The sequence below is a fragment of the Paraburkholderia sp. USG1 genome, assembly GCF_031570135.1.
In the GTDB taxonomy this organism is placed as follows: Bacteria; Pseudomonadota; Gammaproteobacteria; order Burkholderiales; family Burkholderiaceae; genus Paraburkholderia; species Paraburkholderia dioscoreae.
In genome coordinates this window covers 1-15895 of the sequence record NZ_JAMWXW010000054.1, presented here as the reverse complement: position 1 = coordinate 15895, position 15895 = coordinate 1, and the positions used below count along the sequence as shown (strand labels likewise).

General features: G+C 60.7%; 15 protein-coding genes and 3 pseudogenes. 14 read left to right on the top strand and 4 right to left on the bottom strand.

From position 1 onward, the window contains the following. Nucleotides 1-2: 2 nt before the first annotated feature. Nucleotides 3-1082, bottom strand: coding sequence for a LacI family DNA-binding transcriptional regulator (locus NE850_RS38390; RefSeq protein WP_405044928.1), 1080 nt, complete (start codon nucleotides 1080-1082; stop codon nucleotides 3-5). A 294-nt stretch (nucleotides 1083-1376) separates the two neighbouring features. Here NE850_RS38390 and NE850_RS38385 point away from each other — a divergent pair, with 294 nt between their 5' ends. From NE850_RS38385 to NE850_RS38375, 3 genes are all read left to right on the top strand, one after another. Next, complete coding sequence (locus NE850_RS38385; RefSeq protein WP_310700312.1) at nucleotides 1377-2030, top strand: protein-L-isoaspartate O-methyltransferase; 654 nt, start codon at nucleotides 1377-1379, stop codon at nucleotides 2028-2030. A 65-nt stretch (nucleotides 2031-2095) separates the two neighbouring features. Next, nucleotides 2096-2419: a rhodanese-like domain-containing protein gene (locus tag NE850_RS38380; protein ID WP_310700311.1), complete on the top strand. Its 324-nt coding sequence runs from the start codon at nucleotides 2096-2098 to the stop codon at nucleotides 2417-2419. 420 nt (nucleotides 2420-2839) lie between these two features. Then, nucleotides 2840-3061 (top strand): hypothetical protein, encoded by a 222-nt coding sequence (locus NE850_RS38375; RefSeq protein ID WP_310700310.1) that lies wholly within the window; start codon nucleotides 2840-2842, stop codon nucleotides 3059-3061. A 267-nt stretch (nucleotides 3062-3328) separates the two neighbouring features. Here NE850_RS38375 and NE850_RS38370 read toward each other — a convergent pair whose 3' ends face one another. Next, nucleotides 3329-3529, bottom strand: coding sequence for a hypothetical protein (locus NE850_RS38370; RefSeq protein ID WP_310700309.1), 201 nt, complete (start codon nucleotides 3527-3529; stop codon nucleotides 3329-3331). A 468-nt stretch (nucleotides 3530-3997) separates the two neighbouring features. Between NE850_RS38370 and NE850_RS38365 the strand changes: the two genes are divergently transcribed. From NE850_RS38365 to NE850_RS38350, 4 genes are all read left to right on the top strand, one after another. Further along, nucleotides 3998-4525, top strand: coding sequence for a hypothetical protein (locus NE850_RS38365; RefSeq protein WP_310700308.1), 528 nt, complete (start codon nucleotides 3998-4000; stop codon nucleotides 4523-4525). A gap of 150 nt (nucleotides 4526-4675) precedes the next feature. Next, nucleotides 4676-5779 carry a hypothetical protein gene (locus NE850_RS38360; protein ID WP_310700307.1) on the top strand — a complete coding sequence of 368 codons (1104 nt, stop codon included), beginning with the start codon at nucleotides 4676-4678 and terminating at the stop codon, nucleotides 5777-5779. 26 nt (nucleotides 5780-5805) lie between these two features. Then, nucleotides 5806-6537, top strand: a complete 732-nt coding sequence (locus NE850_RS38355) for a hypothetical protein (protein ID WP_310700306.1) — start codon at nucleotides 5806-5808, stop codon at nucleotides 6535-6537. A gap of 101 nt (nucleotides 6538-6638) precedes the next feature. Continuing rightward, nucleotides 6639-6809 carry a hypothetical protein gene (locus tag NE850_RS38350; RefSeq protein ID WP_310700305.1) on the top strand — a complete coding sequence of 57 codons (171 nt, stop codon included), beginning with the start codon at nucleotides 6639-6641 and terminating at the stop codon, nucleotides 6807-6809. A 585-nt stretch (nucleotides 6810-7394) separates the two neighbouring features. On the opposite strand, the pseudogene NE850_RS39610 reads toward NE850_RS38350, so the two are convergent. Then, nucleotides 7395-7865, bottom strand: a pseudogene (locus NE850_RS39610) (hypothetical protein); the annotation flags it as partial. Beyond that, nucleotides 7864-8216: pseudogene (locus tag NE850_RS38345) on the bottom strand (aminotransferase class III-fold pyridoxal phosphate-dependent enzyme); the annotation flags it as partial. The pseudogenes NE850_RS38345 and NE850_RS39610, both read right to left, overlap by 2 nt. A gap of 350 nt (nucleotides 8217-8566) precedes the next feature. Between NE850_RS38345 and urtA the strand changes: the two are divergent. The 7 genes and pseudogenes from urtA to NE850_RS38310 all read left to right on the top strand — a co-directional run. Next, nucleotides 8567-9865: an urea ABC transporter substrate-binding protein gene (gene urtA, locus NE850_RS38340; RefSeq protein ID WP_165184877.1), complete on the top strand. Its 1299-nt coding sequence runs from the start codon at nucleotides 8567-8569 to the stop codon at nucleotides 9863-9865. A 209-nt stretch (nucleotides 9866-10074) separates the two neighbouring features. Further along, nucleotides 10075-11733, top strand: coding sequence for an urea ABC transporter permease subunit UrtB (gene urtB, locus NE850_RS38335; RefSeq protein WP_310700304.1), 1659 nt, complete (start codon nucleotides 10075-10077; stop codon nucleotides 11731-11733). A 1-nt stretch (nucleotide 11734) separates the two neighbouring features. Further along, nucleotides 11735-12916 carry an urea ABC transporter permease subunit UrtC gene (urtC, locus tag NE850_RS38330; protein WP_165184871.1) on the top strand — a complete coding sequence of 394 codons (1182 nt, stop codon included), beginning with the start codon at nucleotides 11735-11737 and terminating at the stop codon, nucleotides 12914-12916. Then, nucleotides 12913-13776: an urea ABC transporter ATP-binding protein UrtD gene (urtD, locus tag NE850_RS38325; protein WP_165184868.1), complete on the top strand. Its 864-nt coding sequence runs from the start codon at nucleotides 12913-12915 to the stop codon at nucleotides 13774-13776. The genes urtC and urtD overlap by 4 nt, the downstream gene beginning before the upstream one ends. Nucleotides 13777-13821: 45 nt before the next feature. Continuing rightward, on the top strand, nucleotides 13822-14514 hold the full coding sequence (gene urtE / locus NE850_RS38320) for an urea ABC transporter ATP-binding subunit UrtE (protein ID WP_165184865.1): 693 nt from the start codon (nucleotides 13822-13824) through the stop codon (nucleotides 14512-14514). Nucleotides 14515-14630: 116 nt separating this feature from the next. Next, the gene (locus NE850_RS38315; RefSeq protein WP_165184862.1) at nucleotides 14631-15512 is read left to right on the top strand and encodes an urease accessory protein UreD; all 882 of its coding nucleotides are present in this window, start codon (nucleotides 14631-14633) and stop codon (nucleotides 15510-15512) included. Nucleotides 15513-15637: 125 nt separating this feature from the next. Beyond that, nucleotides 15638-15895: pseudogene (locus tag NE850_RS38310) on the top strand (IS256 family transposase); the annotation flags it as partial.

Below are 15895 nucleotides of genomic sequence, written 5' to 3'. Positions count from 1 at the left end.
GCTCAGGCGCTCCCGCGAATCACGAGCCGATGCGGCAACAGCACGCCCGGCACGTTCGCCAACGGATTGGCGAGCCGCTGCAGCAACAGGCGCGCGGCGGTTTCGCCCAGCTCGCGCATGGGCTGAGCGATGGTGGTGAGCGGCGGATCGATCTGCGCGGCAAGCGAAATATCGTCGAAGCCGACCACCGCGATATCGTCGGGCACGCGCTTGCCGACACTGCGCAAGCCGTGGATCACGCCGATCGCGAGCGTGTCCGAAACCGCGAAGATCGCGCCTGGCGCCTGCGGCTGATTCATTAGCGTGGCCGCGGCCGAGGCGCCCGCTTCGTAATCGAGGCTGTTCAGGTTCATGCGCCAGCGTTCGTCCGGCGTGATGCCCGCTTCGGTCAGCGCATCCAGATAGCCTTGCTGACGCTGGCGCGCATACAGGTAATCGACATCGGAATTGATCAGGCCGATGCGGCGGTGCCCGCGCGCGAGCAGGTGCCTGACGGCGTCGCCGGCGGCCCGGTAGTTGTCGATCCCCACGTACGGCACGCCCATGGCCGGGTCGAATTCGCAGCACGCAACCCACGGCAGCGCACCCGAGGCCTCGCCGAGCGCCTGCTGGATGGTGGCGGGATCGAGACAGATCGCGCCGTCCGCGCGGCGGCGGCGCAGCAGATCGAAGTAGCTGCGCTCACGGCCTGGATCGGCACCCGTGTCGCACAGCAACATGAAATAGCCGTGCTGACGCGCGACGCTGTCGATGCCGCGCACGATCTCCGCGTAAAACGGGTTGCCCACGTCCGGCACCATGGTCAGCAGCAGGCGGCTCTCGGCGGTGCGCAGGTTGCGCGCGAGTTCGTTGACGCGATAGCCGCTGGCGTCGATCGCGGCGAGCACCTTGTCGCGCGTGGCGGGCCGCACGTTCTCGTGGCCGTTCAGCACGCGCGACACGGTGGCCACCGAAACGCCCGCCTGCTCGGCCACACCGGCAATCGACATGCAGTCGGCCGCGCCGCGCAACGGCTTGACGCCGGGCTGGGGATGCGCCACGGGCACCGCTGCCGGAGCCTTCCTGGACGACGATCTGGACAAGTGAGCTCGCCTCGAAAATGTAATCGATTACATTCTTGAGCGATCGACGCGCGAAGCGCAAGGGCCGACCGCTAGGGATTAACACGGGGGCCGGCGAAGCCTGTAGGGGCGCCGCGACGCCGCGCTCCGGTGTCGGGTGGCGGGCGGCGCCCTGCCCGCCACAGCGCGGATCGTGACAGTCATTTGGTACAATCCCGCAGTTACCCTGACGTGCCTTGCGGGCCGAGTTGTCTTGCGAGGCCGGCGGTCAGTGGCACATCGCAAAACTCGCCAAACCACAGAGCCGAATCCACCATGAACATCGAGCAAGCGCGTTTCAACATGATCGAACAGCAGATCCGCCCCTGGGAAGTGCTCGACCAGGACGTGCTGAATCTGTTGTCGATCGTCAAGCGTGAAAACTTCGTCCCTGCCGTCTATCGCGACCTGGCCTTCGTCGACTTCGAAGTGCCGCTGCCGGCGGGCCAGCACATGCTGGCGCCGCGCGTCGAAGCGCGCGTGCTGCAGGAACTGGCGGTGAAGAAACACGAAAGCGTACTCGAAATCGGCGCGGGCTCGGGTTACATGGCCGCGTTGCTCGCGCACCGCGCGCAGCACGTGCTGACGGTCGACATCGAACCGGAACTGGCGGAACTGGCGAAAACCAACCTGATCGCCAACGGCGTGCTGAACGCCGAAGTCGCCACCGGCGACGCTTCCCGCGGCTGGGCCGCCGCCGCCCCGTACGACGTGATCTGCGTGTCGGGCGGCCTGCCGGTGCTGCCACAGGAAATTCTCGATCACCTGAAGATCGGCGGCCGTCTGGCGGCGTTCGTCGGCACCGCGCCGGTCATGAAGGCACAGATCATCACGCGTATCGACGAAAAGCAGTACCGCATTGCCGACGTGTTCGAAACATATGTCGAACCGCTCATCAACGCCGTGCAGCCCTCGCGTTTCAAGTTCTGATTTGCGCGCCGATCCGGACGGCGGGCCTACCCGCCGTCTTCTGAATTGAACCGGATGTCCTCCTGATGCAAAATCTGTCCGCTCCAGCGCTCGCCGAATGGCTCGCCGACACTTCGCGTCCCGCGCCCGTCCTGCTCGACGTGCGCGAGCCGTGGGAAATCCAAACGGCGTCGATCGCCGGCGCCGTGTCGATTCCAATGCGTGAGATTCCCGCACGCAGCGAAGAGCTCGACGACGACGTGCAAATCGTCTGCGTGTGCCACCACGGCGCGCGCAGCGCCCAGGTCGCGATGTTCCTCGAATCGCGCGGCCACACCAATGTCTTCAATCTGCAAGGCGGGATCGACGCGTGGTCGCGTCAGGTCGACCCGACCGTTCCCACCTATTGATCGCACGGTCGCGATGATCCGTCGGTGGGTGCCGGTCAAGCGGCCGCACTGGCGCTTCATTGCCCAGTTCTCGCATTTCTCCCGGCTTCCTTACACGCCGTCGGCTTCTCCCAGCTTTACGACGAAGCACTCTCGAGCGATGCGCAGTTGCAAAGCGCGCGGCGCTTGCCGCCAATAGCGAAGAGTTACCGCTCGCACCCACCAAGCTTCTGCCGCAAGTCTCCGCGTCGCTCACCGCGAATCGCCAGAACACTGATTTCGGCGGCGGCTTTCCTGCGTCGTACGGCAATAGCAATGGCTCCGCGATTTCGCTTGCGCAGCCGTTGATTCATGTCGATAGCTGGTACCGCTACGCGCAGGGCAAGCTCGCGGAGGATTCGGCGCAGGGGTCATTTGCGCAGGCACGGCAGGATCCGATCGTTGTGGCTTGGCCAGGCTTACTTCGACGCACTCGCCTCACAGGACAGCCTCACGGTTGTGCGCTCGCAGAAGGCCTCGACCGCGAATCTCACCGACCAGGACGTGCTGCAGTTGAGCGCGCTGCCACAAGCGCCGACGGTGCCGAATCCAAGTGTTGCGGCCAAAGGCGCTGAAGGAAAGCTCGGGCGGAGGGCAATGCCAAACGCGGCGGCGATGCTGTAATGCCGGTTCGCTGAGTCCTCAGTAAGCCGGTTCGCTTGATCTTTTCCTTCTCCGATTGACCCGCTACCCGCGCGACGTTTGATCCGTTGCACGCTTGGGCTGCCGGGTGATTCTCGCTACTTGCGAACACACGTGATTCCTAGCACATCCTTAGGGTGCCGACCGCCTTCGACATCCCTAGCATCCCTTTTTCATTATGATCCTTCCGGTCCGCGCCGCAGAATTTTCGTACGGTATCCTGACCGCTCTCCGGGCACCATGTTCCGATCATTTTCGGAGAAGCATGGTGATGAAAGTTTTGAAGATCGCGATGCTGGTGGCAACGTTGTTGCCATTTGCATCGGATGCGGCTTTGGGCGGCGCACCGGACGATACCGGCACATCCTCTCCAACAATGCTGCGCGCTAAGCCGCAGTCTGCCGCTGCTTCAAGCGCGGGCGCGGCTAACACGTGAAAAAACGCGATCATGATTTCCCTTGAGGATGATTAATCCAGTCCGATTAGCCCGGCTCAAGGTCATGTCGCACACGCGTTAATAATTTGATCTGCAACGACCCGGCATACCGAAAGTCGTAACGACTCGAAAGTACTTGCGCGGCTTAAAAAGCACGTGTAGGCTGCGAAGTGCATAGAAAACAATGCCTCCCGGTCTTGCGGAGGCGAGCGGCTTTTGCCCGCGTTTCAACCCGATCATTGATCGTCTGCATGAAGTGCTGCAGCTTCCAGAGCTGCGGCATTTTACGGCTGGGCCGGAATCCTTACTTATCTTGATGCAAGAAGGTCCGGCCTCGCGTTGCCCAACCTTACTTTTCTCTAAGCCAAACCCTTGGCGAATGGTTTGCGCTCGACTTCTGAGCGCAAGACATTCGTTCTCGTGCGCCTTTGCTGGCGACGTATCGGCGCAATTTCCATGACACTTTGAGCTGGGAGCTGTACATGCAGTCAATTTTCCAAATTATTCGCCACCACCCTGCCGACCCGAGGACGATGTCTTTTTCCTCGAGCATCGCGCGTCTGCTTGGCAGCGCTCTCGCGGCGATCTTGTTGAATCAGATGGTCTTCCGACAAATCCAAGTAGGCGAGCGAAAATTTTTCGCTGTACACCGCCTACATGCTGAACCGGATGCGGACGCAATGTCCGCAGATCATGTGGGAGAACATGGATACACAAGCTGTAGGAGCCGCGAGTGGGATATGGGTCTGAACCGACGAGAGGAAAAGGCCGCGATCAAGCATCTGAAACGCCTGAATCTTCTGCATGAGTCCTGCGAGAAGTCTTCCCGCACTGTCTTCTACCGCGTTGACCTACAGCGTTTGAAACAACTGGTTCTTAACGCAAAAGAAAAAGGCCATTCAACCCGGTATCAGTATTTCACGTTGATGTTCCGACGCGACGACGCTGAATGTGGCACAGAAAAGCAGTCATCAAGCCCGCAAGACCATTCTTCCCCTGAGAGTAAATGACACATTTGAGTTTCGTCGAACCACGAGACAAATGCTGTGCAATCGGGAAGACCAATCTTCCCGCATGACTTCGGGATGGTCAGTGCCATTCGGCCGCACTTTCAGATCGGTTTGAAAAGTGCAACTTTTAGGCCTTAATCGCATAACGATATGACGACAACAAACTTGGACCTTAGCGACGTCGAACTGGTTCCGCAGATCGCCGCCGTCGGCCGCGCGCTCGGTAACATGGCGGCTAGCCTATTTCTCTTCCATGCGATCTCCTGTCAGCGCCGCGCAGGCGCGGGCGTCTGGTTTGATGTACGCAGAGATGCCGACCGCGACGCGACGAAAAAAATCCTCAGACCGCCGACTCGCGAAGTGGAAAGTTGGGAGTGGAGCACCGGGCTGCATCGACGCGAACAGCAATGTGCCCGTAAGATTCTGAAAGAATCAGGATTGCTTAGCGAGAGACGCCAGGGCATACCCGCCAGGCTCTTCTTTCTCCTCAATCTTTCAGAGACGGAGAACCTTATTGCTGAATGTGTTCTCAGTCACCGCAGACCAGATGTGAACAATCTTTCGGTTGCCAAGACAGCATCGCACGCACCTACCAGACATCCTAAAGAGCGTCGGCCACCTGGTATTTCAAAGGTCAGCCAGAAGGTTCAACCGCGGCCGACTAACAACAAAAGAAGTTTTATGTATGAAAACACAACAACAGGATCGCCAAAACACATCAAGCGGGACGACGCAGCGATATGCAAGAACGTCATGCGCACGAGTTTGGAGTTTCATCCCGCAGTGGAAGCGCACAAACCGGTGATCGAGCACGCACTACGGAACCTGAAAGATGAGGATGCGCAGGCCATCATCGATGAGTTGACTGGAAATCTGCTCAGCGCCGCAAGTGGCCGCCGTAAGCCAATCCAGAATGTCGCCGGCTGGTTGTACCGCATTGCGACGCTATCCGCAGAGGGAGGGTTTGTACCGAACGCGGGCCTTGAGATTAGCAAGCAACGATCCGCTGCGAAAACCACGCAAACGATCACACAAAAAGACACTGCGCCGGTTGCCTCAGTGCAGACAATGGCGCCCTCCGACCTGAGTCAGCAATGCATTGCAGATCTGCGCCAGATCTTGCCCCCTCGCCCAGCAGGACGCCTGTCCCGCCGGCCTGGATCACGCCTCGACAATCCCCCGGATTGCGACACCGGACAAGTGGCAAATGGAGCGACACCGTCAATCGTGGGATTATCGTGCGAAGAACAATGATGACTTTCACAAATCGAATTTTGTTTATGCACACCGTCAGCATTTCGCACGTCCTGGGCGATAGTTATGCAGCAGGTCTGTCACCAGATCAGGAATTCAAGACGATGGTTGAGTCAATATTTTCAAAGGAGAGTTCCAACTTCCATTCCCGGCCGACCGAAGACGCTAAACCTGTGGTAGGAAAGATAAGAATCGCAGGGCTCCGGGCTCCGGATGACGCGATAAAACGCGGAACTGTCTACTGGATTTGCGCCGGGCCGTTTCCCGACCTGAGAGATTTTCTGACAGAAGAAATGGGCATCTCGGCGCCCATGGGAAGAATCACATTACCCTGTGACAGTTATCAATTGGCGCCTGACAATAAGTCGTTCGGATGGCAATTGACTGAAACAAGATACGTTGAATGCGTAAAAATCATCCCCTGGGTCGCCAGCATGTTGACTGAGCAACCATTCCTGTCAGACCCTGCATGGTGGAGTGGCGGCCCCGTGTCCGCAAGAATCGACAAGGCGTACATGGACCCACCGTTCCGGCTGTTGCGCGGTCAAGTGCGTAACCTATTAAATCAGTTCATGCTTGAGTGGACCCGTTGGACAGATACGATTCCGCCCACGATACCCAATCGTGCCTTTCTGAAGTATCTTACCGAAGCGAAGAGGCTTCCGAATCTGAAAAACGATGAAACGGAGCTCCGCGCTCAAATACAAAATGCGCTGCGCCGTAGCTCGTTTAAGCTAGCTTTCGGCTTATCCAATTAACGCCATCCCTACCCTTTGCCGCAAGCGTCTGCCGCCTGGCAAAGGGACTTTAGCCCGGCGCCTGCCCGATCCACTTTATCAAGCGGATAGCAGACCATCTGGTGAGCTATATCTACGGGGCGATCTCCTACATCCTACTGGGCTATTATGGCTTCGATTTGCAGGTACTCAAGTCATTGGCGACCGACAACACGCTGCCATCGTTCGCCGATCTGGTTCGAGGCAAGATGACCGTCGATTCGTTGTCGCCGTGGCTGGGCTGCTGGCGCTAACCCACTAACAGACAAAATTCGACGTCAGCACACGCAAACTCGCGGCGGTGAGCGGTGACTACCCACATTTGCAAATGTTAATTCCCATCCGAGGGAAACAGCAAGGTCAAAAACCAAAAGTGAGCGCGAGCAAACCTTACTCTGCATCGGATTGCTTTTTCGGCGCGCGCCGGAGGCTCGAATCGCGAGACTCAGTTGACGAACTCATCCGAGCAAGTTCCCGACGCACTGCATCCACGGCACCGACGATAGGAGCGAAAAAAAGGCGTGGGCTTTGGCGGGCGGCCATCGCGAACTCTTGTATGAATGCATTCATTTACCGACCTCCGGAGGTTGAGCGAATCATTTCAAGAATAATACAGTTTTGCGCCCCGGCCTTAACGCTTTCCCGAACGATGCCTGTTAAGTTCGCAGGCAATTTCAAGGTCCTCTGACGGATAGAGTTTAACGGTCGTCGGTAGGCCCTTCGCATTCCAAAGTTCGACATTGTGCAACCTCTTGACCTTAAACTGCAGCATCGCCATCTTCACCGCCGAAACACGAGCGGCAAACCGCGCGACGTGCAGGAAACGTGTGCATACCGTACTAAGCACTCAGTTTTACCAACAAAGTTGAGAAGCCGTGCCATCCGCTTTGCTTGAAAAGCTGATACATCTTCGTAATTTCGTGCAGGACGGGAAATCCGCGCCATATAACGGTCGGTCCTGGCGGCCGGTCATGCTTACCCACACGATGGTTTGCTGCAGCATTGGGAACGTGCTCTGGCAGTTGCTTCGTTCGGTGGGCATGGCAATAGAGCGCCTGCCATTCAACGGGTTGCAACAGTACTTCGCAGCATAGCTGTGTATCAGTTCGCGTGAGCAGCGTTGCATACAGGATGTGCCACGCGCTAACGGCAAACAGAGCTGTCACTCTCACAAACTGGTCGAGCGTACCGAACTGGCGCGCCTCGATACGGCAGCCGCTTTTGAGCACGCGATGCCACGTCTCGATGGTCCAGCGCCGTGCGTACCAGGCCAGCCGTTCGAGAACTTCGTCAAGCGAGGTCGTGGGCAGCCTCAGAGCCCGAGTTCACAAAGAAATGTGCTTCAGACCGCCCGGCGTATGCCACGCGATCTTTGTCGCGGCCTCGAAGGCCTTGGGATATCCCATCTGAAAGGTCGGCGCGAAATCCATCTCCGCCGCCTGCGCCTACACGGCGGCGATGATCTCGTCGCGGCAATGGCCCGCGTTGACGCACTACAGCCACGCGGTGCCATCGAGAATGCGCCGCCCTTCGTGCGACGTGTAGTACATCCCCTTCGCTCTCACCAGCAAACGCGGCGCGCTTTTGAATTGACAGTTCGCCGTGAAGGGCATCCAGAACGCGGACATATCGGGTGGATTGACGCCGGTGCGCTCACTCATGTCCCGTCTCCTCGCATGAGTGGACTTTGCGTGTAGGCAGACCGCGGCGCATGCACAAAGGGGCAGCGGATATGCACCGCAGACGCCCACTGGCGGATACGGACGCTTCGTTGCGGCGCGGCACGCACCTGAACGAGGCGCAGCGTCCGATCCTGCACCAATTCTGCGCTGCAAGACGCATCAGCCGCCCGGCTCGCAGCCGCGCCGCAGCATGCCGTTCACCACGTTCGGGTCGAATTTACTGCATGGCACGTGGCTTGCAGTACACAAGCGGCAAGTCATGCGGGATAAGCCCTGCTGGCTGAAATCGACGCCCATAAACAGTCACCATCAATGGCAAGGGGATATACATGAAACGTCGCAGTCTGTTGAAGTTCGGCTCAATGTCGGGCGCGCTGGCGCTTGCTGGTCAGGTTCCGTTTGCACAGGCGCAGTCGGGCAGCGGTCCAATCAAGGTGGGCGTTCTGCATTCGCTGTCGGGCACGATGGCGATCTCGGAGACTTCGCTCAAGGACACCGCGTTGATGACCATTTCGGACATCAACAAGAACGGCGGCGTGATGGGCCGTCAACTGGAACCGGTGGTGGTAGATCCGGCGTCGAACTGGCCGCTCTTCGCCGAAAAAGCACGTCAGCTGATCACACAGGACAAGTGCGCCGTGGTGTTCGGCTGCTGGACCTCAGTGTCGCGCAAATCGGTGCTGCCGGTGTTCGAGGAACTGAACGGCCTGCTGTTCTACCCGGTGCAGTACGAAGGCGAAGAAATGTCGCGCAACGTGTTCTACACGGGCGCAGCGCCGAATCAACAGGCGATTCCGGCGACCGAATATCTGATGAGCGCAGAAGGCGGCGGCGCCAAGCGCTTCTTCCTGCTGGGCACCGACTATGTGTACCCCCGCACGACCAACAAGATTCTGCGCGCGTTCCTCAAGTCTAAAGGCGTCCAGGAAGCCGATATTCAGGAGGTCTATACGCCGTTCGGCCATAGCGACTACCAGACCATCGTCGCGAACATCAAGACTTTCTCGCAAGGCGGCAAGACCGCGGTGATCTCGACGGTGAACGGCGATTCGAACGTGCCGTTCTACAAGGAACTGGGCAATCAGGGGCTGAAGGCGTCGGACGTGCCGGTGGTCGCCTTCTCGGTCGGCGAGGAAGAATTGCGCGGTATCGATACGAAGCCGCTGGTCGGCAACCTGGCGGCATGGAACTACTTCATGTCGCTGCGCAACCCGGCCAACGAAAAGTTCAAGAAGCAGTGGGCCGCGTGGGTCGCGCAGAACAACCTGCCGGGCGGCACCAAGCGAGTGACCAACGACCCGATGGAAGCGACCTTCGTGGGCATCCATATGTGGAAGCAGGCGGTCGAGAAGGCCAAGAGCACGGACGTGGACAAGGTGCGCGTAGCGATGATCGGCCAGACGTTCGCGGCGCCGTCGGGCTTCACGCTCGAAATGGACGGCAATCACCACCTGCACAAGCCGGTGATGATCGGCGAAGTGCGCGCCGACGGCCAGTTCAACGTGGTGTGGCGGACCAAGACCGCGATTCGCGCGCAGCCGTGGAGCCCATACATTGCCGGCAATTCGAGCAAGCCGGACGTGGTCAGCTCGATCCCGGCGTTCCTGAAGCGCTCGCGCGTCGCCTGACGGGATGACGGGAACGCGCGCCGCGACGGCGACTTTGGCCGTCGCGGCGCGCTGAAGCAATCCCGCGACAGGCGCGCCCACCGCGCCTGGGTTCGTGCCGTGAGCGGGCTTCCCGGCGGTACGACTTTCGCGCGCAGCAACCCGACGGCGCAGCTGCGGCGCTTGCCCACATGCCGCGCCGCCCCGCCGGTTTTCCTTCAAGGGCCACTATGGCGTCCTCATTCCTGACATCCACACGACGGTTCGCACAACGATTCGCACGACGGCTGGCACCGCGCATCGGCGGCATGGCGCTCGTGCTCTTCGCCGGCGCGCCGCTGGCGGCCTTCGCACTGAGTCCCGCCGATGTGGCGCCGCTTGCCGGCGACGACTTCGACGCGAAATCCGCCGCCATCGACAAACTGATCGCCAATCACGACAAGGAGTCGATGGCGGTGCTCAAGGCGCTGTCCGACGACAGCGCGCTCGCCACCGATTCGGGCGCCGTGCTGCTGCAGGACGGCGACACCGCGAAGGATGCGGTGACTGGCAAAACCGTCGCCGCGGGCGATGCCCAGCCGGTCACCCTAAACAATCTGCTGCGCTCGAAAGTGGCCGGCGCGCTGTCCGGCCTGCAACTCGATTCGCCGGACAGGGCGACGCGTGAAGCCGCGATCACCTCGCTGCTGCAGAACCCGGATCCGTCGATCAAACCGCTCGTCGATGCAGCCCGCGCAAAGGAAACCGATCCCGCGTTGAAGAAGCGCCTCGACACGCTGTGGGCCATGACCGCCCTGCACGACACCGACCCGGCCAAACGCCTCGAAGCCGTGCAACTGGTCGCCGCGCGGCACGACCTCGACATGAACGAACTGCTGCGTCCACTCGTCGCGAAAAAACCGGACGGCACCTTCGTGGAAGCCGACGACCGCGTGCGCGCCGCCGCGCAAAGCGGCATCGACGAACTCGATGCGATCCAGCGCCGCAGCCAGATCGCCGGCACGCTGTTCGCGGGTCTGTCGCTCGGCAGCGTGCTGCTGCTCGCCGCGCTGGGCCTTGCCATCACCTACGGGCTGATCGGCGTGATCAACATGGCGCACGGCGAATTCCTGATGATCGGCGCGTACGCCACCTATGTGGTTCAGAACCTCTTTCAGCGCTTCGCACCCGGTGCGTTCGACTGGTATCCGCTGCTGGCGGTGCCGGCGTCGTTCGCGGCGGCGGGCCTCGTAGGTATCGTGCTCGAACGGCTGGTGCTGAAGCATCTGTATGGCCGCCCGCTCGAGACGCTGCTGACCACCTTCGGCGTGAGCCTGATTCTGATTCAGGCGACGCGCATGCTGTTCGGCGCGCAGAACGTGCAGGTGGTCAACCCGGCGTGGATGAGCGGCGGCGTGACGGTGCTGCCCAATCTGATCCTGCCGTACAACCGGCTGGCGATTCTCGCGTTCTCGCTGATCGTGGTCGGCATTGCATGGGCCGTGCTCACCAAGACGCGTCTCGGTCTCTTCGTGCGCGCCGTCACGCAGAACCGGCGCATGGCGGCCTGTGTCGGCGTGAAGACTGCAAGGGTCGATTCGTATGCGTTCGCGTTCGGCGCGGGCATCGCCGGGCTGGGCGGCTGTGCGCTCTCGCAGATCGGCAATGTCGGACCGGACCTCGGCCAGAGCTACATCATCGATTCGTTCATGGCCGTGGTGCTGGGCGGCGTCGGTCAACTGGCCGGCACGGTGATCGGCGGCTTCGGCCTCGGACTCGTCAGCAAGGCGATCGAACCGTTCTGGGGCGCGGTGCTCGCCAAGATCGCGGTGCTCGTGCTGATCGTGTTGTTCATCCAGAAGCGTCCGCAGGGCATGTTCGCCCTCAAGGGCCGTAGCGCGGAGGCATGAGATGACGTCTGCAACTTCATCGGCTCACGTCGGCGCAGGCGGCGGCGACCTGCCCGGCCGCGACGCGCAATCGGGTTTCGCGCTCGGCCTGCCGCCGCGTCCCGCGCTGCTGTCGCGGCGCGCGTGGCTCGCGCTGATCGCGTTGATCATCGTATTCGGACTGGGCGTGCCGTTCGCCACGCTGGTGGTGCCGGAGACTAGCGCGTTGCATCTGTCCGCCTACGCGATGACGATCACCGGCAAGTTCATGTGCTACGCGATTGCGGCGTTGGCACTCGACCTCGTGTGGGGTTACTGCGGCATCCTCAGCTTGGGGCACGCGCTGTTCTTCGCGCTCGGCGGCTACGCGATCGGCATGTATCTGATGCGCGCGATCGGCCACGAAGGCAAATATGGCAGCGACCTGCCGGACTTCATGGTGTTTCTCGACTGGCATCAATTGCCTTGGTACTGGCAAGGCACGCAGCATCTCGGCTATGCGCTGCTGCTGGTGGTGCTGGTGCCGGCGGTGGTCGCGTGGGTGTTCGGCTTCTTCACGTTCCGCTCGCGGGTGAAGGGCGTGTATCTGTCGATCATCACGCAGGCCATGACCTTCGCCGCGATGCTGCTGTTCTATCGCAACGAGACGGGCTTCGGCGGCAATAACGGCTTCACCGATTTCAAGCGCATCGGCGGCTTTCCGATCACGCATCCCGGCACGCGCACCGCGTTGCTGCTGATCACGTTCGCGGTACTGATTCTCGCATTCCTCGGCGCGCGGGCTATCGTCACCTCGAAGCTCGGCCGCGTCGTGACCGCGGTGCGCGACGGTGAAACGCGTTTGATGTTCCTCGGCTACAGCCCACTTGCCTACAAGCTGTTCGTGTGGACGGTATCCGCCGTGTTGTGCGGCATTGCCGGCGCGCTGTACGTGCCGCAGGTCGGCATCATCAACCCGGGCGAGATGTCGCCGGGCAACTCGATCGAAATGGCGATCTGGGTCGCCGTGGGCGGCCGCGGCACGCTGATCGGCCCGATCATCGGCGCCTTCGCGGTGAATGGCGCGAAGAGCTTCTTTACGGCGAACTTCCCTGAATACTGGCTGTTCTTTCTGGGTCTGATTTTCGTGCTGGTCCCGCTACTCCTGCCGAACGGCATCATGGGGCTGATCGAACTCATGACACGCAAGAGGAACCGCTCATGAACGAAAACCCGATGGTTCCTGATTTAGCCCTGCCGGAAGACCCCGCCGAGACTTCGTTGAGCGGCGTTGCGAGCATGGGGCACGTGGTCGTGCCCGGCGAGATCGACATCTCGCACGGCACGATCCTGTATCTGGAAGACGTGACCGTGAGCTTCGACGGTTTTCGCGCGCTGAACGCGCTGACGCTTTCGATCGAAGCGGGCGAATTGCGCTGCATCATCGGTCCGAACGGCGCCGGCAAGACGACCATGATGGACGTGATCACCGGCAAGACGGAGCCGGATTCCGGCAAGGTGTTTCTCGGCCAGTCGATCGATCTGACGCGGATGAACGAGCCGGCCATTGCGCGTGCGGGCATTGGCCGCAAGTTTCAGAAGCCCACGGTGTTCGAACAGCATCCCGTATGGGAAAACCTCGAACTGGCGATGAAGACCGACAAGGGCTGGTGGGCCTCGCTATGCGCGCGCCTGGATCGTGAAGCGCAGGCGCGCATCGAAGAGACGCTGGCGTTGATCGGCCTGGAAAGCGAAGCGCGGCGCCTCGCCGGCGAACTCTCGCACGGCCAGAAGCAACGGCTCGAAATCGGCATGCTGCTGATGCAGCAACCGGCGCTGCTGCTGCTCGACGAACCGGCCGCCGGCATGACCGACGACGAAACCATGCAGTTGGCCGAGTTGCTCAATCATCTGCGCGGCACCTGTTCGATGATGGTCGTCGAGCACGATATGGAGTTCGTGGCGGCGCTATCGGGCGAGACCGGCAAGGTGACGGTGATGGCCGAAGGGCGCGTGCTCGCCCACGGCACGCTCGACGAAGTGAAGCGCGACGAGACGGTCATCGAGTCTTATCTGGGCCGGTGAAGCGGGTCTCTCAAACGGGTCGGTGAAACGAAGGGTCGAACGGACATGCTAGAAGTAGAAAACCTGAACCAGTACTACGGCGGCAGCCACATTCTGCGCGATGTGAAGCTCACCGTGCCCGACGGCAAACTCACTGTCCTGCTCGGCCGCAACGGCGTGGGTAAAACCACGCTGCTGCGCTGCCTGATGGGCGTCGTGCAAACGAAGAGCGGCTCGATCGCCTGGCGCGGCACGCCGATCACCAAACTGCCCACCTATACGCGCGTGGAAAAAGGCCTCGCTTATGTGCCGCAAGGCCGCGATATCTTTCCACGGCTGACCGTCGAAGAAAATCTGCTGGTGGGCGCCGCCAGCAAGAAAGCGCCGAAGAAGATCCCGGATCGTATCTACGAACTGTTCCCCGTGCTGAAGGATATGCGCAGCCGCCGTGGCGGCGATCTCTCCGGCGGGCAGCAGCAACAGCTTGCCATTGGGCGGGCGTTGATGAGCGATCCGCAACTGCTGATTCTCGACGAACCCACCGAGGGTATTCAGCCGTCGATCATTCAGGATATCGGCCGCACGCTGCGTCAACTGGTCGAGGAAATGGGCATGACGGTGCTGCTCGTCGAGCAGTACTACGACTTTGCCAAAGACATTGCGGACCGGTATTGGGTGATGAGCCGCGGCGAGATCATCGCGGGCGGAGAAGGCGCCAATATGGATGCGGACGGCGTGCGTACGCTGATCGCCGTGTGAGCGGTGTCAGGCACCGCGCGTGCTATTCTCGATGCATTCTGCGGCAGCGCGGTTGAGCGTTGTCTGATGTGCGCAGGCACGCTTTGCTCTTCTTCGTCCGGTCGCATTCCATTCGTATGTCGCTTCACGAAAATCACGCTACCCTCGCTACCGCGCAAGCCGGTGCGCATTCGCAATGGCGCGCGCGCCTCGAACTCGGCTTTGTCAGGGACGGCGTGCGGACTACGCTCAAGCATCGTTTGCATGATGGGCCGTTGCGGGTTCAGCGGCCGCTGTATCCGGAAGGATATGGTGTTTGTCATGCGGTGATCGTGCATCCGCCTGGGGGGATCGCGGGCGGCGATCAGCTTGCTATCGACGTTGATGTTGACGCGGGCGCGCATGCTGTCATCACCACGCCCGGGGCCACGAAGTGGTACAAGTCCAATGGGCGGGCGGCGCTGCAGCGTATCGATGTACGCGTCGGCGCGCAGGCGAAACTCGACTGGTTGCCGCAGAACAATATCGTTTTCGATCAGGCGAATGCGAAGCTGGATTTCTCGTTGACGCTCGGCGAAGGTGCGACTGCTTTAGGGTGGGATGCGACGCAGCTTGGGCGGCAGGCCGCCGGGGAGAGGTGGTCGCAGGGGAGCTTGCGCGCTGTGTCGCGGATCGTTGGCGCTAATGGTGAGTTGTTGTGGTTTGAGCGGGCCAGCCTCTCGGCGGATGACTCGCTGCGCGACGCGGCTCAGGGGCTTGCTGGGTTTCCTGCTTATGGGGTGCTTTGGGCAGTTGGGGCCGCTTGTGATGATGCACTTGCTGAAGCTCTGACTGCTCAATTGTCGTTTGATGAGTCGCTTCGGGGTGCGGCTTCTTGTGTTACTTCAGGGGTGCTGGTCGTGCGCGCTGTTTCGCGGTCTATGGAGATGCTGCAGAAGGCTCTGACTCGGTGTTGGATTCAGTTGCGGCCTGTTGTGCATGGGGTTGAAGGTGTGCCTTTGAGGATTTGGGCTACTTGAGGTGTTTCGGTTGGTGGTTTTTTGGTTTTGTCCTTTGTTTTGGTTTTGGTTTTGGTTTTGGCCTTTCCTTGGGGCCTGTCATAAATTTTGTGTGTAAGGCATAACATGTAGCTCAAGGAGCATGTATGCCACGCAAACCGAAGACGGCCACCGGGGCCCAGACGGCGTTGCCGTCGATTCCGAAGGAATTGATTGACCAGTTCGTGAAGGGGCCGATGACGGCCGAGGCGGTGCACGCCGCTTCAGCCGCGTTCAGGAAGGCACTGATCGAGCGCGCACTGGGTGCCGAACTCGGACACCATCTGGGCTATCCGGCCGGCGCCGTGCGGCCCGAAGATGCGACCAACCAGCGCAACGGCAAGAGCGGCAAGACGGTGCTGACC